This is a genomic window from Paenibacillus sp. L3-i20 (genome assembly GCF_022180385.2).
In the GTDB taxonomy this organism is placed as follows: domain Bacteria; phylum Bacillota; class Bacilli; order Paenibacillales; family Paenibacillaceae; genus Pristimantibacillus.
Genome location: NZ_BQME02000002.1, coordinates 1,483,848 through 1,506,520 on the forward strand (window position 1 = coordinate 1,483,848; position 22,673 = coordinate 1,506,520).

Annotated in this window: 22 protein-coding genes and 1 other RNA gene; 1 reads left to right on the forward strand and 22 read right to left on the reverse strand. The window is 42.2% G+C overall.

All coding sequences use genetic code 11. The annotated features are described in order from the left end of the window. Positions 1 to 20: 20 nt before the first annotated feature. The 3 genes from MFF31_RS20565 to MFF31_RS20575 are packed head-to-tail and all read right to left on the reverse strand — an operon-like array spanning position 21 to position 1,225. Entirely contained in the window at positions 21 to 449 is a 429-nt protein-coding gene (locus tag MFF31_RS20565) for a hypothetical protein (protein ID WP_238190563.1), read from the reverse strand. A 7-nt stretch (positions 450 to 456) separates the two neighbouring features. Then, positions 457 to 669 (reverse strand): DUF1540 domain-containing protein, encoded by a 213-nt coding sequence (locus MFF31_RS20570; RefSeq protein ID WP_238190565.1) that lies wholly within the window; start codon positions 667 to 669, stop codon positions 457 to 459. A 55-nt stretch (positions 670 to 724) separates the two neighbouring features. Continuing rightward, positions 725 to 1,225, reverse strand: coding sequence for a YpuI family protein (locus MFF31_RS20575; protein ID WP_238190567.1), 501 nt, complete (start codon positions 1,223 to 1,225; stop codon positions 725 to 727). 176 nt (positions 1,226 to 1,401) lie between these two features. On the opposite strand from MFF31_RS20575, the gene MFF31_RS20580 reads away from it, so the two are divergent. Then, positions 1,402 to 3,249, forward strand: coding sequence for a S8 family peptidase (locus tag MFF31_RS20580; RefSeq protein WP_238190569.1), 1,848 nt, complete (start codon positions 1,402 to 1,404; stop codon positions 3,247 to 3,249). 536 nt (positions 3,250 to 3,785) lie between these two features. On the opposite strand, the gene rnpB is transcribed toward MFF31_RS20580, so the two are convergent. The 19 genes from rnpB to yqfD form a co-directional block, all read right to left on the reverse strand. Next, an RNA gene (gene rnpB / locus MFF31_RS20590) (RNase P RNA component class A) lies at positions 3,786 to 4,189 on the reverse strand. Between the two features lie 93 nt (positions 4,190 to 4,282). After that, positions 4,283 to 5,404 (reverse strand): Nif3-like dinuclear metal center hexameric protein, encoded by a 1,122-nt coding sequence (locus tag MFF31_RS20595; RefSeq protein ID WP_238190570.1) that lies wholly within the window; start codon positions 5,402 to 5,404, stop codon positions 4,283 to 4,285. Continuing rightward, entirely contained in the window at positions 5,380 to 6,153 is a 774-nt protein-coding gene (locus tag MFF31_RS20600; RefSeq protein ID WP_238190572.1) for a tRNA (adenine(22)-N(1))-methyltransferase, read from the reverse strand. The genes MFF31_RS20595 and MFF31_RS20600 overlap by 25 nt, the downstream gene beginning before the upstream one ends. After that, complete coding sequence (locus MFF31_RS20605) at positions 6,153 to 6,989, reverse strand: hypothetical protein (protein WP_238190574.1); 837 nt, start codon at positions 6,987 to 6,989, stop codon at positions 6,153 to 6,155. The genes MFF31_RS20600 and MFF31_RS20605 overlap by 1 nt, the downstream gene beginning before the upstream one ends. A gap of 90 nt (positions 6,990 to 7,079) precedes the next feature. After that, a complete protein-coding gene (gene rpoD / locus MFF31_RS20610) occupies positions 7,080 to 8,213 on the reverse strand; it encodes an RNA polymerase sigma factor RpoD (protein WP_238190576.1) in 1,134 nt (377 codons plus the stop codon). 36 nt (positions 8,214 to 8,249) lie between these two features. Then, positions 8,250 to 10,082, reverse strand: a complete 1,833-nt coding sequence (dnaG, locus tag MFF31_RS20615) for a DNA primase (protein WP_238190578.1) — start codon at positions 10,080 to 10,082, stop codon at positions 8,250 to 8,252. A 137-nt stretch (positions 10,083 to 10,219) separates the two neighbouring features. Next, positions 10,220 to 10,690 (reverse strand): YaiI/YqxD family protein, encoded by a 471-nt coding sequence (locus tag MFF31_RS20620; protein ID WP_238192172.1) that lies wholly within the window; start codon positions 10,688 to 10,690, stop codon positions 10,220 to 10,222. A 79-nt stretch (positions 10,691 to 10,769) separates the two neighbouring features. Beyond that, entirely contained in the window at positions 10,770 to 11,591 is an 822-nt protein-coding gene (locus MFF31_RS20625; RefSeq protein WP_238190580.1) for a pyruvate, water dikinase regulatory protein, read from the reverse strand. A gap of 33 nt (positions 11,592 to 11,624) precedes the next feature. Beyond that, positions 11,625 to 13,706 (reverse strand): glycine--tRNA ligase subunit beta, encoded by a 2,082-nt coding sequence (glyS, locus tag MFF31_RS20630; RefSeq protein WP_238190582.1) that lies wholly within the window; start codon positions 13,704 to 13,706, stop codon positions 11,625 to 11,627. 1 nt (position 13,707) lies between these two features. Beyond that, positions 13,708 to 14,586, reverse strand: coding sequence for a glycine--tRNA ligase subunit alpha (gene glyQ, locus MFF31_RS20635; RefSeq protein ID WP_238190584.1), 879 nt, complete (start codon positions 14,584 to 14,586; stop codon positions 13,708 to 13,710). A 333-nt stretch (positions 14,587 to 14,919) separates the two neighbouring features. Further along, complete coding sequence (gene recO / locus MFF31_RS20640) at positions 14,920 to 15,666, reverse strand: DNA repair protein RecO (RefSeq protein WP_238190585.1); 747 nt, start codon at positions 15,664 to 15,666, stop codon at positions 14,920 to 14,922. A 61-nt stretch (positions 15,667 to 15,727) separates the two neighbouring features. Continuing rightward, positions 15,728 to 15,880, reverse strand: a complete 153-nt coding sequence (locus MFF31_RS20645; RefSeq protein WP_238190587.1) for a YqzL family protein — start codon at positions 15,878 to 15,880, stop codon at positions 15,728 to 15,730. 89 nt (positions 15,881 to 15,969) lie between these two features. Further along, positions 15,970 to 16,893, reverse strand: a complete 924-nt coding sequence (gene era, locus MFF31_RS20650; RefSeq protein ID WP_238190589.1) for a GTPase Era — start codon at positions 16,891 to 16,893, stop codon at positions 15,970 to 15,972. Positions 16,894 to 16,895: 2 nt separating this feature from the next. Continuing rightward, positions 16,896 to 17,333, reverse strand: a complete 438-nt coding sequence (gene cdd / locus MFF31_RS20655) for a cytidine deaminase (RefSeq protein ID WP_238190592.1) — start codon at positions 17,331 to 17,333, stop codon at positions 16,896 to 16,898. 27 nt (positions 17,334 to 17,360) lie between these two features. Next, entirely contained in the window at positions 17,361 to 17,726 is a 366-nt protein-coding gene (locus MFF31_RS20660; protein WP_238190594.1) for a diacylglycerol kinase family protein, read from the reverse strand. After that, positions 17,726 to 18,223, reverse strand: coding sequence for an rRNA maturation RNase YbeY (gene ybeY, locus MFF31_RS20665; protein ID WP_238190596.1), 498 nt, complete (start codon positions 18,221 to 18,223; stop codon positions 17,726 to 17,728). The genes MFF31_RS20660 and ybeY overlap by 1 nt, the downstream gene beginning before the upstream one ends. 1 nt (position 18,224) lies before the next feature. Beyond that, the gene (locus tag MFF31_RS20670) at positions 18,225 to 20,477 is read right to left on the reverse strand and encodes an HD family phosphohydrolase (RefSeq protein ID WP_238190598.1); all 2,253 of its coding nucleotides are present in this window, start codon (positions 20,475 to 20,477) and stop codon (positions 18,225 to 18,227) included. Between the two features lie 17 nt (positions 20,478 to 20,494). Then, entirely contained in the window at positions 20,495 to 21,466 is a 972-nt protein-coding gene (locus tag MFF31_RS20675; protein ID WP_238192173.1) for a PhoH family protein, read from the reverse strand. A 6-nt stretch (positions 21,467 to 21,472) separates the two neighbouring features. Next, positions 21,473 to 22,666: a sporulation protein YqfD gene (gene yqfD / locus MFF31_RS20680; RefSeq protein ID WP_238190600.1), complete on the reverse strand. Its 1,194-nt coding sequence runs from the start codon at positions 22,664 to 22,666 to the stop codon at positions 21,473 to 21,475. Between the last annotated feature and the right edge of the window lie 7 nt (positions 22,667 to 22,673).

Sequence of the window (22,673 nt, forward strand, 5' to 3'; positions counted from 1 at the left end):
GAGGAGGCAAGTCCAACTTATTACGTTAATGCATAATATAAGGGTACAAGAATGATATTAAATGTAACTGCAATTATTCCGATCGTCATTGCCCAGCCACCAAGTGCTCGCGAACCTTGACGATAAGCGACATAACCAAGCACTGCAGCTGTCGCACCCATTAGTACCGGCCAGATAAACATTGAAGCAATGGCGAACAAAAGTGACACAAAGCCTAATGCCCCTCCACTGGTGTCTGCTTCAACTTCTTCTGTAATTGCTTCAGTACGATTTACATCTCGGTTTGTTAGAGTGACTGGTAAGCCGTGAGCAAACTCTGCACCCATTTCTTCATTAACATTGGGTAACTGACTCGGTAAGCCACTATTTGTTGGCCTAAAGCTTTTTTCATATTCGCTTTTATGAGCACTGCTTACATGTTCATCGTTATGATCATCAATTTGTTTCATTCGTTATTCACTCCTTCGGTTTAAAGGTGTGGCAACAAGTAGCAGCAGATTGCTCCGCTTGATCTTGGTGAAACAAACCAAGATCATCACCCGCAAATTCTTCATGGAAAGAATGAGATGAATGCTGATCGATATCGATTTTTATTTCTTTTGCTCCGCAGTTATTGCCTTCCTTCCAAAAATGACAATTAGCTACACTACAAGTTACGCCTTGTGGCATAAAAAAATCACCTCCGCTACTCAGTGTCCCTCGAGCGGAAGTGATTCATTCTGCCTTATTTTTGTCCTTGCATACGACGTTGAGTCATATAATCGCTTTCGTAATAGGACAAATCATCGCGCAGCTCTTCATAAATTTTCGATATGCTAAGCACGACATTGCGCGCTTCACGAATTGGTTTGTATCTGAAGCGAATAGCATCTTGACCTGTGTATGCATAACGGCCATCTTCAGAGTAACATTCGTTTTTAGGATAGAAAAAGGCGTTTACACAATGATGGTAAACTTCGTATAATACACGTTCTCCAGAATCGGTATCGAAATTAGGCCTTCTGAGCAATACGCCCAATTTCTCGTTGGTAACTTCAGAATATACCAACAAATGACGAAGATCGGACAATAAGCCTTTATAAAAAAGTTCGGCTCCTTCTCCTCCATCCTCTCCGGTCAATTGAGACAACGCATAATTATTCAAAAATGGTTCAACCTGAGCAATCGCCCCTTTAAGCTTTTCGCGCGTCGTTTCAGTTAACGCTTTGACATTAGTTGATGGCATGGTGGTGAATCCCCTTTCCTAATTCCAAACAAAAAACTATAAACACCAATATCGTACCACATATTCCATTGAAACGGTACTGGCGTTTACTGATTTGTCCGCATAATTTCATCCCTACAATCGGAACCTAACTATAAGATGTTTGCTTAATCACTTATTACTGGAGGAGATGCCGAATGCGCAAATCATGGTTAACAACAGGTGCCATTGTCGCCGCAGCAGCACTGCTAATTCCCGCAGTACTTATTTTTACACCATCAAAAAATAAGGAACAACCTCAATCGATGTCATCAACAGCAAATAAGGAACAGATGCTTAAACTTTCAACACTTCAAAATGACATGAACAATACTGCATTGCTTACAATGACTGAAACTAAAAAGGATTTTTGGAACGTATTAAACAATGCAGCTAAGGACTCACCTGAGCAAACTTCTGAAAAAATTAAAGCGCTGATGGATGAGCATACACATGTAACTTATATAAGCTTGATGTCTAATTCTAAAGCAAAACATTTTGGACAAATTCCAGAATCAAAATCAGGCATAGCCAAAACATATGCAGCAGAAGCGTCAGCTAAAGTAACAAAGGGCACTGCCTATGAGTCTCCACCCTTTGAAGGTACAAATGGCAGCCGCTATGTTGTATTAGGCGAACCAAGCAAAGCTCATATAGGAATAGGAGTAGTCGGCATAATCAAACAAGATATTCTAAAAGCTGTCGAGCTGCATCAAAAAAGAAACTTAAGATTAATTCCGTATCCAGCAGAAGGAAACTACCGCATTGAATCGGTCATGCCGAACACAACAATCGATACAACAGTAAAAACAGGCGAGGACAACGGCAATGCAAGTCATTATCATATTCGAGATGCTGTAGTTCATGTAAGAAAACAACTGTCTAAACACGATATCGATAAAATAAACAGAGATATTAATATGGAATCAGTGCAGCAAATTGGAGATACCTATGTATTCCGCTCCAAAACGCTTGAAACTAAAGTTTTAATGCAATATTTTGAGCAAAATTGGAATCCTGAATATGTAGAACCACATTACTTATATCTGACAAATGATAATAATAAAGCAACTAGCACAACTGCTCCAAATGATGCACTATACTCTAAGTACCAATGGAATTTACCTTCCATCAAAGCGGAAGCAGGCTGGACCGTATCAACAGGAGATGAAGGTGTAGTTATCGCTGTTTTAGATACAGGCATTCAGAGCAATCATCCCGACTTGAAAGGTCGGACTGTGAAGGGCATGAACATCGTAAACAAGGACGCTGCGCCGAATGACGATGTTGGTCACGGCACTCATGTCGCAGGCATTATTGGTGCATCCGTCAATAACGGAGAAGGTGTTGCAGGAGTTTCTTGGTTCAACAAAATTATGCCAGTTAAAGTATTGGATAACAGTGGGGCTGGCTCCACCTATTCTGTGGCTCAAGGTATCATTTGGGCCGTTGATAATGGTGCAAAGGTCATCAATATGAGCCTTGGCAACTATGCACAAGCTGACTTCCTCCATGATGCAATAAAATATGCCTATGATCGTGATGTTGTACTTGTCGCAGCCAGTGGCAACGATAATACAGAACGTCCCGGATTTCCAGCAGCATATCCAGAAGTATTTGCCGTAGCCGCAACTAATAATAAAAAGGAAAAAGCTTCTTTCTCTAACTACGGCGATTATATCGATGTAGCAGCTCCTGGAGACAGCATCGCAAGCACATATCCAGGAAGCCAATATGCTGCATTGTCAGGGACATCTATGGCTAGTCCACATGTCGCAGCATTAGCTGGCTTAATCCGCTCTGTAAATCCAGACTTAACGAACAAAGAAGTAATGGAAATTATGCGAGTATCTGCTCGTGATCTTGGAACAAGCGGCAAAGACATCTATTTCGGTTACGGAGAAATTGATGTTGATAAAGCACTCCATGCTGCCGCAACGTACAGCAGTGCGCTTCAGACATTCCCACAACAAGTAAAACGTAAATTAGAACGGTTAAGACGCTAATGAAATAATTCTCGGCAAAACAAAAAGCGCCTCTTCATCAAAATGATGAAAGGCGCTTTATCTATACATGTAGATGTATGAAATGATCAATTAAAAACTATTTTTGTAATAGATGAGGTTGTCCGTATATTATCTGAATTCAAAAATGAACTTTTTTCTAATACATTCGAACTCCATACCAACGCTTTCAGCTAAATGTTTAGAAGCTTCATATCAACACCAATGGAAAAGTCGACTGCTCCCAAATGAACACCGTCTTCTTTTCTAAATATACCAAATATATAAGTGATATCGTTCGATGCCTATTCTTGATGAATATTACCAATCCAGTAAACCATTCAAACGTACATTCACTCATATCCTACTTGCCTGAATCATGTCTGTGCTTAGATGGAACACGCTTATTAAACTCATTAAGACAATTCTGATAATCGTCTATTTCTAGTCGTCGTATTATCAATCTCTCTGTATGTGAGTTAATGTCGAATTTCTCCAAATGTCACTTCTATAATGTAATACTTCGTTAATTAGGTCGTGCGGAAAGTTTGCCGTAAGCCGGGTTCTGTACTTCTAGTGGTACAAACGGGAACGACCCTCCCACTGTAAAGCGACAATCATCTATCTAGGCCATACATTGCTGAATGGCTCCAGCAACCAACCCGGACGCGCCTCGGGCTAAAGCTGCAGCTTAGGGGCTGCTGCGTCCTCTCGGTCTTGCTCCAGATGGGGTTTACCAGGAACGTAGTCACCTAAATTCCTCGTGGTCTCTTACACCACGGTTCCACCCTTGCCTGTGCTGCTAACGCAGCCATCGGCGGTCCATTTCTGTGGCACTATCCTTCAACTCGCGCTGACTGGACGTTATCCAGCATCCTGCCCTGTGGAGCCCGGACTTTCCTCTCGCAGCAACAAGGCTGCCAGCGATTGTCTGTCAAACTTTCCGTAGAGAACTAAGTATACAAGGTTTGAGCAGAAAGCTCAACCCTGATTTCTAACAACATTTAAAGTTTAAAAGAACAATCCCTATTTATTTCTAGATAAAGGTAAAAGGCTCCGTGTTTAAGGAAGATGACACTACTTCTGTGTCGTATTTCCCTTCCTCCAGCTTTTCTATCAACCACTCCGCAACCTTGACCTTCATAACCTTCTCAATGTTATGACCAGCGTCGATGATAGAAATTCCCGCTGCTAATGCATCATGAGCGGTATGATAATCAATATCTCCCGTTACAAGCACATCAGCACCTGCGAACGCTGCGTATCTAACATATTTAGCACCGGAGCCACCTAATACAGCTGCCTTGCGGATGTTTTTATCCAATGGGCCAACTACTCGAAGCATCGGCACATCAAATGTTTTCTTTAGACCTTCGGCCAACTCACCAAGCGTAGAAGGCTGCTTTAGCTTACCCGAACGTCCAAGACCAAACGTTCTGCCCTTCAGATCAACAGCATACAAATCGTATGCCACTTCTTCGTATGGATGTGCCTTTAGCATTGCTTGCACAGTTTTGCGATGGATGCTGTGAGGAACAATCGTTTCAATACGAACTTCATCAACCTTCTCTAACTTCCCTTGTGAGCCAATAAAAGGTGAAGTACCTTCACCAGGCTTAAAGGTTCCTGTTCCTTTAATGTTGAAGCTGCAGTTATCATAATTACCAATCTCACCAGCACCTGTACGCCAGATTGCTTCAAGCACAGCTTCATGATGACTTTCTGGAACAAATACTACAAGCTTATAAAGCTTATCAGTATGAACCTCTTCCAAGCAAACTCTGCCTTTTTCCTCTATACCAACTTGATCAGCTAACCAATCGTTAATACCACCATCAGCGACATCTAAGTTCGTATGTGAAATATATACGGCAATATCATTTTTAATGAGCTTTTCGTATAGCTTTCCAGCTGGAGTATTCGTATCAATCTTAGCTATTGGTCTAAAGATAATGGCATGGTGGGCAATAATCAAGTTTGCACCGACAGCAATAGCTTCATCTACAACCTCGTCAGTGACATCGAGTGCTATAAGCGCCTTAGGAATCGGCTTACTTAATGTGCCTAGCTGAAGTCCAATCCGATCATTTTCCACCGCATAATGTTTAGGAGCAAGCTGCTCCATATATTGAATTACCGTTTGTCCGTTTGCAAACAATTCAGCACCCCCTCAATCAACTTCATCTCAGCTTGAAATTGATCTCTCTTTACTGCTGATTCTGGAAGCTCAGATCCGCTAAGCTGTTTACATATCCACTCTAATTTTTGTAGCTCACTGCGCCACTTCTTCACTAAAGCTTCATGAGGTCTACGCAGTAAGTATGGACCCATTCGAATTAAAAGAGCCGTCAATGTTGGTTTCTCTAAATCCAATTGAAGGAATGAACCGTCATATATCACTTCATTTTGCTTCTCTGCATCATCAGATAAGACAGCATGTATTACTTCATATATTTTTCCATCCTCTTCAAGAATGGTTTCGTCCTTAAGCAACCATCCTCTATTTAACAGCCATATTCGAACAGCATCTTCGCCTACATTAGGTTGAAGAACAAGTTCCTTCACACCTTCAAGCTTGCCAGAAGTATAACCTGCCTCCAAAATATCGCTCATAAGGCTTCCGCCCATTCCAGCTATCGTCACTGTATCCGCCTCGTCTGGAGCTAATACAGCTAATCCATCCCCTTGACGAACTTCTAGACGATCAGATAAACCAGCATCTGCCGCTTGTTTTTTAGCTGCCAGCATTGGACCAAGATTAAGCTCACCTGCAATGGCAGACGGGCATTTACCGCTTTGTAACAAATATACGGGTAATAAAGCATGATCCGAGCCAATATCTGCGACTCGATTGCTCGGCGTTATATAATCTGCAATTGTTTGCAGACGTTTTGATAATTTAATCATTATGCTACCCACACCATCCATTGCTTTCGCAATGTGAAGAGAAGTCCTCCACCGATTGCGATTTTTATTAATAGCTGAACTTCCAGCCATACTGATTCTTTTACAATAACTAACGTATACAGTTCAGGCATGAACCATGCCAATGCACAAGTGACAAATAAAATACCGGAAACTGGTTTTGTCCAGCGATGTAAAAACCAACTGCTCCAACCGAACAATATAGCTAGCGGCAACCAATACAATTGTATTTCATACCAGGTCGGTATGTCCGTAAACCTGGATAACATCCAACCATAGACAAGCAGTCCAGCCAACCAGCCACAAAGATGAAGAACTTGTATTCTAGCCATAATACCATACACTACCCAAAATATTGAACTGAATGCAAGAAGACCTGTTCTAAAGCCCCAGTGATGTAATCCATGCAGTTCTTGTATGTGTAATCCACCACCTAAAAGCAACAGCATGCCAATACCCGTTAATGCCAGACTAAACGCTTCACTGCGGTTACGCAGACGCTTTCCAACCCATAGAAAACCGACTACAGATGCCGCCAATACTGCTATTTGCAATACAGGATGAAAACGGCTAAAATAAAGCACAACGAAGGAAATTAAGGTAAAAGTTCCAAAAGTAAACAGCCATTGTTTTCCAGTGGCCTTCTGTACAGCAGCTATTGCTTTGCCAACCGTATGTAGTGGTGGACCTGAATCTCGTTGCTCTTCCGGGTCAACATAAAGATTAAGCAAAAAATCACAATATTGATCGGGAAGCAACTTGCTTCTCCGCCAATGATCAATCTCTCTTACAATAATTTGCCGACGTTCCTGATTCATATAGTTGATATCCTTTCAGCACGATACATTCCCTAGTTGGAAAAAAGACCTCGCTGCAAGAGCAGAAAGGTCGTTGTCAAATCTATGCAATTATTCAAGGAAATCTTTTAGTCGTTTACTACGGCTCGGATGACGAAGTTTACGAAGTGCCTTTGCTTCGATCTGTCTAATCCGTTCACGAGTTACGCCGAACACCTTACCTACTTCTTCCAACGTTCGGGTACGGCCATCATCAAGTCCAAAACGCAAACGTAATACGTTTTCTTCACGTTCGGTCAACGTATCGAGAACATCTTCCAATTGTTCCTTCAAAAGCTCGTACGCTGCTGCATCAGCTGGTGCCAATGCCTCTTGGTCCTCAATAAAGTCGCCAAGATGTGAATCATCCTCTTCACCAATTGGCGTTTCTAATGAAACTGGCTCTTGAGCAATCTTCATAATCTCGCGAACTTTCTCCGTGCTAAGTTCCATCTCAACTGCAATTTCTTCTGGTGTCGGTTCGCGTCCGAGTTCTTGCAACAACTGACGAGAAACACGAATAAGCTTGTTGATGGTTTCCACCATATGAACTGGAATCCTAATCGTTCTAGCTTGGTCGGCAATTGCACGAGTAATTGCTTGGCGTATCCACCATGTTGCGTAAGTACTGAATTTGAATCCCTTTTGGTGATCGAACTTTTCGACCGCTTTAATAAGACCCATGTTACCCTCTTGAATTAAATCAAGGAACAACATTCCTCTACCTACATAACGTTTGGCAATACTGACAACAAGGCGAAGGTTAGCTTCAGCAAGTCTACGTTTCGCTTCTTCGTCACCATTTTCAATTCGGATCGCAAGCTCAATCTCATCATCCGCCGAAAGTAGCGGCACGCGTCCGATTTCCTTCAGGTACATTCTTACAGGGTCATTGATTTTGATTCCAGGCGGCAAAGCCAGATCATCGTCGAAGTTGAAGTCGTCCCCTTCACGTTCTTGTTCTTCCCCCGAAGCAGCCCGAAGTGGATTTTCCTCATCATTTTCATTCAGCACCTCAATTCCCAAATCATCGAGTTGCTCGAAAAATTCATCGATCTGTTCTGGATCTTGGTCAAAAGGAGATAACTTCTCGATAATTTCTTTGTACGTTAAGGAAGATCTCTTTTTACCATGCTCAATCAGACTATCCTTGACCTGATCTAACTTTTGTTCTGCATCTAATTCAGTATGTTGATCGTTCGCCATGTTCCGACTCCCTCCTCCCTAGAAACATTCTTGAAGTCAACTTTTCAGCTGTCTCTCTAGGGTTATAATCTCAAGTCCTAATTGCGCAGCCAATAAGGCGTCACCAGCACGTTCAGCACGCACCATTTCTTCTCGTTTGTGTTCAATATCCCGAAGCAAAGGCACCTTCTGGATCGTCCCTATAAAAGCATCCATTATTGTCTCATCAAAAGGAATATCGCCGTCCATCATTAAGATGGATGACGCAGTCTCTTCGAGACGAACATCATGTAAGGATTCAATAAACCGAGCGGCATCCGGTTCATAGCCTCCTGCATAATAAGCGTATAAATAAGCAGCAAGTGCTGCATGATCCTCTACATTAAAAGAATCGCCAATTCGATGATGAACCGCCAATGCTACGTCCTGATCCCGCATCATTACATGCAGCAATCTCCGCTCCGCGTACGTATAGGCCGGCAGAAGTTTAGGCGCTCCAGACGTACGGCGCTTTTCATTCCTACCATTATTCCACGAATTGTCGTTATTATCCCCTCGCGGTCTTTTTTTTAACAGTTCTGCACGGATACCATGACAGTCCTGCTTGAGGGAGTCAAGTGAGATATCGAACTCACGAGATAATTCCTTCAAATAAACTTCACGCTCTGTAGAAGAATCGAGCTCAGCCACAATTTCTACTGCTTCCATAAGATAGTTTTTTCGACCTTCTTCTTTTAGCAGTATATGGTTTTTCCTAGAATATATAAGCTTAAATTTTGTAACGGAGACAGGCTCATCAATAATATCTCGAAGAAATGCATCCGGACCATTTTCACTTATATAATCGTCGGGGTCTTTCCCTTTAGGCAGCATGGCAATTAGCACTTTAAGTCCTACAGCTTGAAGCATCGGAATCGACTTAAATGCAGCAGCTTGTCCAGCATCATCGCCATCATAACAGAGCAAAACTTCTTCTGCATGACGCTTCAAAATAGAACAATGCTCTTCCGTAAGTGCCGTACCCATCGTTGCAACTCCATTTAATACTCCTGCGCTCCATGACTTAATAACATCCATGTAGCCTTCAAACAATACGATCCCTTTGTTTTTCCTGACGGTTGGCTTCGCAAAGTGCAGATTATATAATGTTCTACTCTTCGTGAATAACATCGTCTCGGGAGAATTTAAATATTTTGGCTGCCCGTCCGTGATGATCCTTCCACCAAATGCAGAGGGTTTGCCGTTGCCATCCCACAAAGGGAACATGATCCGACCTCGGAACCGATCCACATATCCACTGCCATCATTTTTGGCTGATAATAATCCGCCCTTCTCCATCAAAACAGGATCGAACCCTCTACTTGTCAAGAAGCGTGCCAATACATCCCATTCGTCAGGTGCGTAGCCGATCATAAAATGATCAATTAATCGGTCACTCAAACCTCGTTCACGCAGATATTTTTTGGCTCCGTCTCCTTGCTTCGTGTTGTTCAGCAAGTAATGATAGAACTTAAAGGCCAGCTCATGGGCTTCAATGAGTTTTTGACGATTCGGGTCTTGTGCCGAAGCATTACCGCCATCTTGTGATGCCCATGTAACCGGAATACCACTTTCCTCTGCCAAAATTTTGACGGCTTCTGGAAAGGAATATCCCTCCATTTCCTCCACAAAACGAATGACATTACCACTTTTTCCGCAACCGTAGCAATGAAAGATCTGCAATTCCGGTGTAACGGTAAACGAAGGGGTTTTCTCAGAATGAAATGGACATAACCCCTTCATATATTTTCCCTGCTTCGTTAGATGAACGTACTTCCCGACCGTTTCTACAATGTCATGACGTTTTCGAACAGCGTCAATGACGTCTTCCGGTATTTTACCGTATGTCATCGTACATCACCTTCATCCTAGTAACACATGCGCAAACGACTGAATAAGTGTTTCAACTTATTCAGAATCATTTAACGGTGAATCTAAGTCAAAGCAGGAGAGGAACATAAAGTTGTTTGGATTTTGTATAATATTCGCTAAACGTCATGTTTCTCCTGCTCGATAAGCAAAACTTTTGTCAACTTTTGTTGAAAGGTTATCCGATCGCTCGTTGTCATTGCCCTCGGACCCTTTGTTCTGCCGCCATTTCGCCGTATTCTAGCGCTCTCATGTCGTCTTTCCATTAAATAGTCAATATTTTCATCGGTGTACTGTTCGCCTCTAGGCGAAAGTACGATTGCACCTTTACCTAATGAAATACACGCCAGACCAAAGTCTTGTGTTACAACGATATCACCCTTAGATATATGATTAACAATATATAGGTCGACAGACTGACTACTTCGATCTACTTGTACGATCTGAACGCCATCTTGCGGACTCATTCGATGGTCATGAGAAGCGACCATGCAAACTGCAACATCAAATGCTCGAGCTGTTTCCGCAATCTCCGCTTTGACCGGACAAGCATCCGCATCGACAACAATGGTTTGCTTCGTTGCACTAATTTTCGATCACCGCTCATTTAAAGTTTTTGTTGCCTTATTATTATATACGGCAGTTCATCAAAAAAATCCTGCACATCCATTACTGAAGTCGAACATATTCCATGATAAGACTTGCCGTTTCCTCTACAGCTTTATGCGAAACGTCGATAACTACACATCCAAGTTTTCTCATAACTTCTTCCGCGTAATGTAGTTCCTTCTCGATGCGATCAGTCGTTGCGTATGCAGCCGTATTTGGCAATCCTAACGCTTTTAGTCTTTCTTTACGAATGACATTTAGATAAGAGGTATCAATCGTAAGGCCAATAATTTTAGACTTAGCAATTTTAAACAACTCGTCAGGAGGCTTCAGCTCCGGAACTAACGGTACATTAGCTACTTTAAACTTCTGATGGGCCAAATACATGGACAACGGTGTCTTAGACGTGCGGGACACACCAACGAGTACAATATCAGCCTTTAGAACCCCGGAAGTATCTCTTGCATCGTCATATTTTACTGCAAATTCAACCGCCTCAACTTTACGGAAATAATCAGCGTCAAGAACGTGGTTAAGCCCAGGTTCTTGACGAGATTTTTTGCCTGTTCTCTGTTCAAGCGTCTCAATGAATGGACCTAATAGATCAATCGCTGCAATTCCGCTTATTTCAGTCAGCTTTCTCATACTATCGCGAAGATGCGGCATAACGAGCGTATAAAGAACGATAGCATTTGATTGCTTCGCTTGGTCAATAATACGCTCCAGAGTCGATTCATCCGTAATAAATGGCGTTCTTATTATTTCTGCCTGAATGGGGTGAAATTGTGCGATTGCCGCACGAACGACAAGTTCGCCTGTATCGCCAGCAGCATCGGATACAACATATACGATAACTTCCGGCTTACTATTTACGTTTGGCATGTCACATCACCTCCTTGAATTGGCTTGACGGGTCTACCAGACAAGCTTTGAAAAATCAGCAACTTGCGATATATCTTTTGCAATTCCGAACAATGTTGCAAGACGATTACTTTTCACATTTTCATCAGGAGCCATAACCATTACACTGTCAAAATATGTGGCAATCTGAGGCTTAAGACTAGCTAATGTAGCAACTGCAGCCATCATATCGCGACGTCCAATTGCATCTTCAAACACAGCTTTTTGCGCTTGCCATTCTTCGTACAATTCCGACTCAGCAGCTTCACCGAATAATGAGGGATCTACTGTAGACGTTGTTGCTTTAGAAGCCAGGTTACTTACACGATTGAATGCTTCTACTGTAAGCTTGAATTCTGCCTTTGCATCTCCTGAAGAATTGACCTGTACTGCAGCAGCACGACTTTCAATGAGTGCTGGACGATTGAAGTCTACTGCCATAACCGCATCTACTACATCATAACGATACGACTTTTCAGAGAGCCAATTTTTCACACGCAATGCAAAGAAGTCATTTAGGTCTTTACGAATTTCATCGGCAGATCGTTTCAAACCTCTTTGCTCGTGTACTGAAATAGCAATATCATACAAATCATCTAGTCCAAGCTCCAAATCAAATGCTAACAATATAGAGACGATACCAGCCGCTTGTCTGCGCAAGGCATAAGGATCTTGTGAACCTGTAGGAACGATGCCGATTGAGAAGCATCCTACAATTGTATCTATCTTATCAGCAAGGCTGACAACAGCTCCTGTTAACTCTGATGGGACACTATCACCAGAGAATCTAGGTTTGTAATGTTCATTGACAGCTTTTGCAACTGCCTCGTTTTCTCCAAGCTTGCGTGCGTAATCTTCACCCATAACGCCTTGCAGCTCAGGAAATTCTCCAACCATTAAAGACACTAAATCGAACTTGCAAATAGCTGCAGCACGAGTAATGTCTTTAACACCCGTCTCATCCACTACAAGCTTTTTCGCAATAACTTCTGCTATCGCAGTTGTACGATGCACTTTTTCCGCTACTGTTCCTAACACTTCATGGTAAACGATTGCCTCTAACTTAGTAAGAGCATGTTCAATCGTCAGCTTATGATCTTCCTCAAAGAAAAACTTAGCATCAGACAGCCTTGCACGAAGCACTTTTTCATTACCCTTTGCCACTAGCTCAATCGAACGAAGGTCCCCGTTACGTACTGTAACGAAGAACGGCAACAACTTACCCGATTGATCAAGAACAGGGAAATAACGTTGATGCTCCCTCATTGAAGTAATCAATACTTCTTGCGGGATGTTAAGGAATGAAGAGTCAAATGTACCAAACAATGCGTTTGGATATTCTACAAGAAACAATACTTCTTCAAGTAGATCTTCTTTTATTGCAATAACCCAATCCTTCTCTTGCATCAAATCATTGATTCCTTTAACGATTAGAGCTTCACGTTCAGTCAAATCAACAATTACATTTTGCTCACGAAGTTTTTCCTTATAAAGCGCAGGCATAGGAATAATCGTATCTTCACCTAAGAAACGATGACCACGGGATACGTTACCCGTCGCTACACCAGTAATTTCAAACGGAATGACATGCTGACCGAATAATGCGACCATCCAACGAATCGGACGAATAAAGCGAAGCTCATAGCTGCCCCAACGCATATTTTTTGGGAAAGACATCGATGTAATAATACCGCTGAGTCCATCTGCAAGTAGGCCAGCAGTTTCAATACCAATACTACTCTTCTTTGCGTACACATATTCAACGCCCGCTAGTTCCTGAAAGTATAATGCTTCCGGTTCTACACCTTGACTGCGCGCGAATCCAAGCGCTGCTTTACTCCAGTTGCCCGCTTCATCTTGTGCAATTTTGCGTGATGGACCTTTAGCTTCCTCATTGCTGTCAGCTTGTTTTTCGGCTACATCATTAACAAGAATAGCAAGCCTTCTAGGTGTTGCATAAGCTTCTACAGAACTGAATGATATGCGTGAATCAGTTAGCCACTTCTCCGTTTTTTCTTTCAGTTGGTTCATCGCTGCACGAACGAATCTAGCCGGTACTTCCTCAAGACCAATTTCAAGTAATAAGTCTCTAGTCAAGTTACTCCACTCCTTTCTTAAGCAACGGGAATCCAAGACGTTCTCTTTCTTCTAAGAACGTAGAAGCACATTGACGCGCCAAGTTTCTTACTCGCGTTATATATCCCGTTCTTTCTGTCACGCTAATTGCTCCGCGAGCATCTAGTTGGTTGAAAGTGTGTGAACATTTCAGCACATAGTCGTACGCAGGAAACACAAGATTATGATCCATTGTTTTTTTAGCTTCTTCTTCATACATGGAGAACAATGTGAACAACATCGCTGTATCCGATGTTTCAAATGTATATTTGGAATGCTCGTATTCAGGCTGTAGGAACACATCTCCGTACGTGATTCCATCAACCCATTCCAATTCAAATACATTTTCTTTTTCTTGAATGTAAGAAGCAAGGCGCTCCAAACCATACGTTATTTCAACAGCAACTGGATTAGCATCAATACCGCCAACCTGCTGGAAGTAAGTAAATTGCGTAATTTCCATGCCGTCCAACCACACTTCCCAGCCTAGTCCCCATGCGCCAAGTGTAGGGGCTTCCCAGTTATCCTCAACGAATCGGATATCATGATCTTTTGCATCGATACCAAGACGTTTAAGACTTTCCAAATACACCTCTTGAATGTTGTCTGGCGACGGCTTCAAAATAACTTGGAATTGGTGATGTTGATACAGCCGATTCGGATTTTCACCATAACGACCATCATTCGGTCTACGGGAAGGCTCCACGTATGCTACGTTCCATGGCTCAGGACCAATCGATCGTAGAAAAGTCATCGGATTCATCGTGCCTGCACCCTTCTCCACATCGTAAGGCTGTACCAAAATACAGTTCTGTTCCGCCCAAAATTGTTGAAGCGTCAAAATCATGTTTTGAAAATTCATTTCGCTCGACTCCTTTATCCTCGATTATTTGTCCTTTAAGGACAATCGTTCTGGAGCAAACATTGTTTTGGCAAACTAAAAAACTCTCGCCTCTACGTCTGCTCCCAGACGTAGGGACGAGAGTTATAATCCCGCGGTTCCACCCTACTTGGTCATCTTGTTCGCAAGACAACCCTCTTTTATCCGTAAGACTCCGGAGCGCCTTTCGTTATGATTGTCCTACCGGGCTTTCACCTTCCCCGATTCGCTAATGTTGTCGACAGACCATAACTACTTTCTCCATCATTGTCCAATATTCATAATTTACTATTTTATGCGGATCATGTCCAAATGTCAAACTAATTTATCGAGCTGATCAAGAAAATTTCTTGATTTAAGTACAATACCCAGTTGTGTATCCATTAGCGCTCGCATACAAAGCTTCAGCTCAGCTTTAGTCTCATCTTTTAGAGCAATTGAGCCAAGCCTTCGCATATCCATGCCCCGGAACAGACGTAGCAGCTTATGTACTCCTTCACTAATTGGCAACGCAGCAGAATCACGACTGGTACATCGTGTACAAAATATGCCTCCAGCATAGGCCGAAAGTCGAAACGGGCCCACCCTGTTTCCACAGTTTACACATTCATCTAGCTCGGGTGCATACCCAGATAGATCCAGTATTCGCATCTCAAAGAGATGCGATACGATTTGTGCATCTTTCCCGTCCTTCATTGCCGCAAAACATGCTTTTAGCTGCTCAAAGTGAAATCCAGTTGGTTCATCATCTTGAATCGTTCTATCAGTCAATTCTGCTGCGTACGAAGCATATGCCGATAGATCCAGCTGGGAACGCAAATCATGGTGAGATTCAATAATCTCACCATGATTAAGCGTTCCAAGTCCAGTCGTCCCTCGGAAATATTGATACTCTCCATATGTGAAAGGCTGTGCGAGCGAGGAATGCCGACTTTTAACTTTTTTGGCTCCTCGTATAAGAACGCCTGCTTTTCCATTCGTTTTTGTAAGCAGCGTTACAATCTTATTATTTTCCCCATAATCCATACTTCGGATTACTATACCTTCTACGCGATACAACATTCCGGTGTCTCCCCCATGAAACAACCTTCATTTTACCCGATGCAAGTATATGCAACTATACTTACTCCAGATCATCTAACAATGAAAGCTCATCGTCCTGTTTATCCAACGCATCAGAGTGTGTAGATAATCCACTTTGATCCATTTCCTTGTAAAGCATGAAGGATTCGACATCCCCGGTCAACGTAAAATACTTCCACGAAAAATCTCGCATACGTATTCATCCCTTTCCGCCTCGGAAATGCTGCTCCAGACGTTAATAGGATGCGATAAAAGTTGCTACGATATGCTTAGTAAATTACGTCAGTCGTGGCGGAATCCAAGATCTTTAAGTACTCTGTCCTGATTACGCCAATCTTTTTTCACTTTAACCCATAATTCCAAATAAGTACGTGAGCCAAGAAGCGCTTCAATGTCTTTACGGGCTTGCTTCCCAACTTCTTTCAGCAACTCTCCGCGTTTTCCGATAATAATACCCTTTTGGGAATCCCGCTCGACGTAAATGACTGCGCCGATATAAACAACACCATTTTCTTGAACGCGCATATCCTCGATAGCGACCGCGATAGAATGCGGAATTTCTTCACGAGTCATGTGTAATATCTTTTCACGGACAAGCTCAGCACAAACAAATTGCTCCGGGTGGTCCGTAACTTGATCTGCTGGATAATATTGAGGACCCTCAGGTAAGTATTTAGAAATTTGCTCCATAAGTGTACTGATGTTGTTGCCTTGCAAGGCAGAAATCGGAATAATTTCCGCAAAACTATGAAGGGCGTTATATTGTGTAATCATCGGTAGAAGTTGCTCCGGCTGTACCTTGTCAATTTTGTTCATGACTAGAAACACTGGAGTTTTCACTTTTTTTAGCTGCTCAATAATAAATCGATCTCCGCCTCCTAATCCTTCCGATGCATCGATAAGGAAAAGGGCTGCTTCTACTTCTTGTAATGCACTCTGAGCCGTCTGCATCATATAATTGCCTAGCTTGGAAAGAGGCTTGTGTATGCCTGGCGTATCCAAAAATACGATTTGCATATCGTCATTTGTATAGACACCATGAATTTTGTTACGCGTAGTTTGCGGTTTGTCCGACATAATCGCTATTTTTTGCCCGATTAAATGATTCATAAGAGTGGATTTGCCCACATTAGGTCTTCCAATAATTGCAACAAATCCAGAACGGAATTTTTTCGCTCCCGTTTTATTAGTAGGTGTTTGACTCATTATTATACTTGCTCCTCCTTGTGTAAAGACGACGGCGTAAATGCGCCTGGCAGCAGCTCAGCTACAGTCGATATTGCAAAGTTCCCCTTCAGATTACCCATAATTACAGGCATATCTGGCTCACATAGCTCAACCAATACTTGTCTGCAAACGCCGCAAGGTGTAATAGGTCCATCTGTATCACCCATAACAGCAATAGCTTGGAATGATCTAGCTCCTTTTCCATCTGCAATCGCTCTGAACAATGCTGTCCGCTCCGCACAATTAGTTGGACCATAAGCGGCGTTTTCCACATTACAGCCGTAATGTATATGACCATCTTTATCTAATAAAGCTGCACCTACTTGAAAGTTTGAATAAGGTACGTATGCACGCCCCATAGCTTCCTTAGCAGCTTGTAGTAACGTTGTGTATAACTCTGAAAGATTGTTATTTTCCATCTCATATGCTCCTCACGATTCATGCTGTCATTTAATAAAAATTAGACGCCACAAGGGCGGCCCAATAACGAGCAGCCCCACTATTATCGCACCAAACGTTGCGGCAAGTACTGCCCCTGCCGCAACATCTTTCGCTATTTTGGCGATTGGATGATGATTGGGGCTTGCTAAGTTCACTGCCTGCTCTATTGCAGTATTAACTAGCTCGGCGCTAATTACAAGTGTTATAGCAAAACAAATAATTGCCCATTCCACAATACTGAGTGATACGATCGTTCCTAGACATATAACAACAAGAGCTGCGACGCAATGAATGCGCATATGTCTCTCCGTTCGAACAGCAAAGACGATTCCCGTCAGTGCAAGCCATGCACTGCGTACAAATCTAAGCATTAACGAGTCAATCCTGCTTTTTGCAGAACCGCTTCCTGCTTCTCCGTCATAACCGCTTCTGACGCATCATCTTGATGATCATAGCCAATTAAATGAAGGAAGCCATGTACGAACAAAAAGGCAATTTCTCTTTCCAACGAATGTCCATATTCCTCACTTTGGGCAACTGCACGTTCTACAGAAATAATAATGTCGCCGAGCATACCAGAGATTGGGTCTACTTCATCTTCGTTTTCAACTTCAAAAATAATATTTAGTTCATCGACGCCATCATCCTGCATTGCAAATGATAACACGTCTGTCGGTCGATCAATACCCCGATATTCAAGATTTAAAGCGTGGATTCCTTCATCGTCAATAAATGTTAGTGCTACATCGCCATCAGTCATACCTTCTGCTGCTCCAGCAAGTTGCAAAAGTTCCGTCAACTTCTCAATCCAGTTATCGGGAATTTCTACTTTATTCTGTTCGTTGCTCCAATCTAATTGCAAGCTCATTCTAATCGATACGCTCCTTCGTCTTTACATCATCCGGATATTCAATACGAGAATGGAAAATACCAATAATACTTTCCTTTAACGACTGAGCAATTTTATCTAATTCCTTCAATGTCAAATCACATTCATTGTATTGATTGTCATCTAGTCTGCTTTTAATAATTTTGTTAATCATCGCTTCAATCTGCTCAACTGTTGGATTACGAAGACTACGCACTGCAGCCTCTACACAGTCTGAAATACCAACCACAGCTGCTTCCTTCGATTGCGCTTTAGGACCTGGATAACGATAGTTTTCCTCTGTAAAATTAGGCTGTACTCCTTGTTCCTCAGCTTGCTTAAGCGCCTTATGATAGAAGAACTTAAGCGAAGTTGTTCCATGATGCTGCTCTGCAATATCACGAATTGGTTTTGGAATATTATGTGCCTTTAGCATGTCCACACCATCTCTTGCATGTGCCACAATTATCGATTTACTTAACTTTGGTTCAATCGAATCATGAGGATTTTCAATATTGGACTGATTTTCGATAAAGTAATTCGGCCTCTTCGTCTTCCCGATATCATGATAGAACGAGCCAACACGGCACAATAGGCCATCTGCACCGATTGCTTCCGCCGCAGCTTCAGATAAATTGCCGACCATAACACTGTGGTGATAAGTTCCTGGTGTTTCTGTCAGAAGCTTACGCAGCAATGGATGGTTCGGACTCGATAATTCTACCAACTTAAGCGCAGATAAAATACCGAATGTAATTTCGAAAAACGGCATTAAGCCAATAACTAGAATAGCCGTGAGCAAACCGCTTGCAAATGCAAAAGCTACCGAATAAATAAACGGCAACCGTTCCAATTGTTCCGACATCATTAGAATAGTCATAACAGATAAGGAGCCAAACAAGCTAACCATTATTCCAGCTTTTAGAATCGTCGAGCGCTGACTGGCTCTATGGATCGAGAAAATTGCAGCCAATGAAACTACGATAATAAAAAAGCCATATTTGAAATCAAACATTTGGCTAGAACTCGTATTTAAAATTATGCTGCCTATAATCGTGAAAATAAAAGAGCTGATTATGGCTAGATGCATATCTAGTAACAATGTAATGAGCATAACACCTAACGCAGCAGGTGCTAAAAATCCGGCGTACGGCGCAGTATCCGTCTGTGTTAATGCTATAATTTGAATCGTAATAATGTTAATCAAAAAGATAAGCCATAACATTAATAGTTGTGCATTGTTGTATTTTGGTCTTAAACCATTAATACCGCCAGACTGATGCAAATAAACGTACAACACAACAATTAACATTAGTGATAAAATAAACAGTCCTGCCTGAGGAAAATAATTCCTTTTGTCTTGCAGCAATTTAGAGTCAGAAAGGAACTTGTACATTTCAGGCGTAATGGTTTCGCCTCGTTTAACAATAATATCCCCTTGATTGATAATAACGGGCGGCGTATTTTGTTTAGCTAACACTCTCGCTGTATCCGTTAATTCCTTATCAAAGAACTTATTTGGCATAATTGCAAATCGAGCAAGTTCCTGAACGATTTCTCTTTCCGTACGATTCGACAACGAGCTCGCATTTACTAACTCAGCTACTTGCGTGCGTGCTGTCTCAGCTTCTCTCAATTGTTGATCCGCCATTAGTTTGCGGACGATTTCCTTTGTAACTGTACGCATTTCCGTTAGCTGATCGGATGTTAACTGAGGCATCTTATAAAAAGTCTCTTCGGGAATCTTGTATTGCTGTTCTTTAGCTACAACAGACATTTCGCCAAGAAGTGATTCATTATATTTACCATCACCTGAATTCGTTTTGACAAAATTATTAATGTGCGCAATATAACGATCTGGAATTTGACTACGATAAATTTCAATCTTATTTTGAGTAGTTACCTGATCATCTTTATTGAGCTTTTCAATGTGGATAAAAATTTCGTCGACTAACGTATCATTGCGCAAGGCCACTATACTGTAAGTATCCTCAATTTCGTTCGCCGCTTCTTCTTCAGCATGCCGGGTTGCTTTCTCATCCTTAATTTGGAATGGTGCTTTTATATCCTTTTCGCTTGGAGAACCTTCCGAGATATCATACGTTTCTGGAATGACATGCGGCGATAAGCTGAAATAAAAAAGCAGCACGAACATAACCATCAGCATCCATCTAACAGTGGGATTTTGTCTCCAACCTCCCGCCATTACAGGCTTAATTACGTTTCCCTGTTTGCTCGTACCGTTTTGGCCCATGCGACAATCATTCCTTTCTAGGCTTTATTCTCGGCATCCCAATTATAAGCCATAATTATTTTTTGCACTAATGAGTGTCTTACGACATCTGATTCAGTAAAAAAGATCAAGCCGATTTCTTCGATATCTTTCAATATACGTTGTGCTTCGATTAATCCAGACTTTTTGCCTCGTGGCAAGTCAATCTGGGTTACATCTCCTGTTATAACCATCTTAGAACCAAAACCAAGCCTCGTAAGAAACATCTTCATCTGCTCTGGCGTCGTATTTTGTGCTTCGTCCAAAATAATAAAGGAGTCATCTAAAGTTCGACCCCTCATATACGCCAGTGGCGCTATTTCTATTAATCCACGCTCCATCGCCTTAACGGTCTGATCCGGTCCTAATACGTCATGCAACGCATCGTAAAGCGGCCTCAAATATGGATCAACCTTCTCTTGCAAATCGCCAGGTAAGAAACCTAGGTTTTCTCCTGCTTCAACGGCTGGTCTTGTCAACACGATCCGCTTCACTGCTCCTTCCTTCAGGGCAGCAACCGCAAGTACAACAGCCAAATATGTTTTACCCGTACCTGCTGGACCAATTCCAAATACAATATCACGTTTACGTATCGTTTTTACATAATGGCGTTGGCCAATCGTTTTAACTAATATTTTTTTGCCGCGAAACGTAGATGCGATTTCCTTCTTAAACAAGTCTAGCAGCTCATCTGCTTGCATTGTGCGCGCAAGTTCAAGTGCATATGCAATGTCACGCTCTGAAGGCGTATAACCACCTCTTACGAGTTGTAGAAGGACATTGTACAATTGTTCGAGCGAATCCACCTCTTGAACGGGACCTGAAATGACGATTTCTGCTTCACGAGAAGTGATCGATGCTTCCATTGCTTCTTCTACCATTCTCAAATACCTATCCTGAGGTCCGAATACAGCCAAGCCTTCTGCTCCATTTTCGAGCGAAATCTTTATGATTTTCGTTTCATTTTGCAACAATTCTCAATCTCCTTGCATCTGGACTAATGTCATTTCCTCTACGATAGATTGTTCCACTTCAAAAAGAACTTTCATATAAACTTTACCATTGTCCGCCTTTTCATGCAAAACAATTTCGCTTACGACACGTGCATCTGTGCCACTTGATTCAGTCATTTCTGCTTTTGCTTGCAACAATCCGATACTCTTGGCTTCTTCCTGGGTCAACTCTCGTTCCTGCAACTCAGACTCCATAATGGTCTCCTTCATTCGTCCGATTGGGAGTGACCAATTTCTCCATGATACTTTCTCCTCATGCCTTATCGTTTCAACATTTGAAAACGAATGACCTCCATAGCCGCTAATTTGCAAAGATCGTGAACCAAAGACTGCATGCCACTTTATCTTTTTCTCACCCGTATATACTTTCATTTTTTGCATCATTGGTGCTTCAATATCGAATTCATACCAAACTAGACCTCGAACCGTCCCTTTTGCCACTACCGTGCGTGAATTACTTTCTGATCCGATTGTCCCCGAGATAAGAGTTTGTCCCTTTTTGACGCGCGTATTTTTCCTGACTACAGGTCTTCCGGTCTCTGCGATAATCTGGGTCACAACTGCGTCTGTTGACGCTACTAAATGCCGCGGGTTTTGAAGTGCAACCCCTTCTGGAAGTGTCATCTCTACTACCTGAATTTTAACTTTAGTTCCCTTCTTCTCAACGCCAACCCAAGTTGTCCCAGGCAATGCATTCACAAGTCGTCTGGAAATTACATCTGCGTCTTGTAGACGGAACGACCACTGCATCGCATATAGCCCTTCTTGCCTTGCAGCTTTCAATATATCATCCTCAGTAAGTTTTACATTACCTTCTACATCTACACTCCAGACAAGAGATGATAACATAAAGATCATACCAAAAAATAATGCTATGCCACCTGTGAACCAAACACGACGTTCTGCTCTCACAAGCCAAAACGGAAGACCTCTTCGCTCGATTACATGAATGCGACAGCCTGTCTCCTTTAAATACGGTCGTAAACGAAAAAAGTCGCTAACGGATAATTCAAATTGCAGTAACCCTTTGCTTGTCCAACGAATTGCAGACAGCTCTAAGCCGCCTGCAAGTGCCTTATTTACCAATTCCGCAGGTTCACCACCTCGTGCATGAACAACAACGACTCCCTTTACCCACATTATACTTTGTCCCTTCAATCTGTTC

Bases quoted from the DNA above. Each gene is read 5' to 3' on its own strand.
- MFF31_RS20565 (WP_238190563.1), bottom strand. From the start codon at position 449: ATGAAACAAATTGATGATCATAACGATGAACATGTAAGCAGTGCTCAT.
- MFF31_RS20570 (WP_238190565.1), bottom strand. From the start codon at position 669: ATGCCACAAGGCGTAACTTGTAGTGTAGCTAATTGTCATTTTTGGAAG.
- MFF31_RS20575 (WP_238190567.1), bottom strand. From the start codon at position 1,225: ATGCCATCAACTAATGTCAAAGCGTTAACTGAAACGACGCGCGAAAAG.
- MFF31_RS20580 (WP_238190569.1), top strand. From the start codon at position 1,402: ATGCGCAAATCATGGTTAACAACAGGTGCCATTGTCGCCGCAGCAGCA.
- MFF31_RS20600 (WP_238190572.1), bottom strand. From the start codon at position 6,153: ATGATTAAATTATCAAAACGTCTGCAAACAATTGCAGATTATATAACG.
- MFF31_RS20605 (WP_238190574.1), bottom strand. From the start codon at position 6,989: ATGAATCAGGAACGTCGGCAAATTATTGTAAGAGAGATTGATCATTGG.
- rpoD (WP_238190576.1), bottom strand. From the start codon at position 8,213: ATGGCGAACGATCAACATACTGAATTAGATGCAGAACAAAAGTTAGAT.
- dnaG (WP_238190578.1), bottom strand. From the start codon at position 10,082: ATGACATACGGTAAAATACCGGAAGACGTCATTGACGCTGTTCGAAAA.
- MFF31_RS20625 (WP_238190580.1), bottom strand. From the start codon at position 11,591: ATGCCAAACGTAAATAGTAAGCCGGAAGTTATCGTATATGTTGTATCC.
- glyQ (WP_238190584.1), bottom strand. From the start codon at position 14,586: ATGAATTTTCAAAACATGATTTTGACGCTTCAACAATTTTGGGCGGAA.
- recO (WP_238190585.1), bottom strand. From the start codon at position 15,666: ATGTTGTATCGCGTAGAAGGTATAGTAATCCGAAGTATGGATTATGGG.
- MFF31_RS20645 (WP_238190587.1), bottom strand. From the start codon at position 15,880: ATGCGAGATTTTTCGTGGAAGTATTTTACGTTGACCGGGGATGTCGAA.
- era (WP_238190589.1), bottom strand. From the start codon at position 16,893: ATGAGTCAAACACCTACTAATAAAACGGGAGCGAAAAAATTCCGTTCT.
- cdd (WP_238190592.1), bottom strand. From the start codon at position 17,333: ATGGAAAATAACAATCTTTCAGAGTTATACACAACGTTACTACAAGCT.
- MFF31_RS20660 (WP_238190594.1), bottom strand. From the start codon at position 17,726: ATGCTTAGATTTGTACGCAGTGCATGGCTTGCACTGACGGGAATCGTC.
- ybeY (WP_238190596.1), bottom strand. From the start codon at position 18,223: ATGAGCTTGCAATTAGATTGGAGCAACGAACAGAATAAAGTAGAAATT.
- MFF31_RS20670 (WP_238190598.1), bottom strand. From the start codon at position 20,477: ATGGGCCAAAACGGTACGAGCAAACAGGGAAACGTAATTAAGCCTGTA.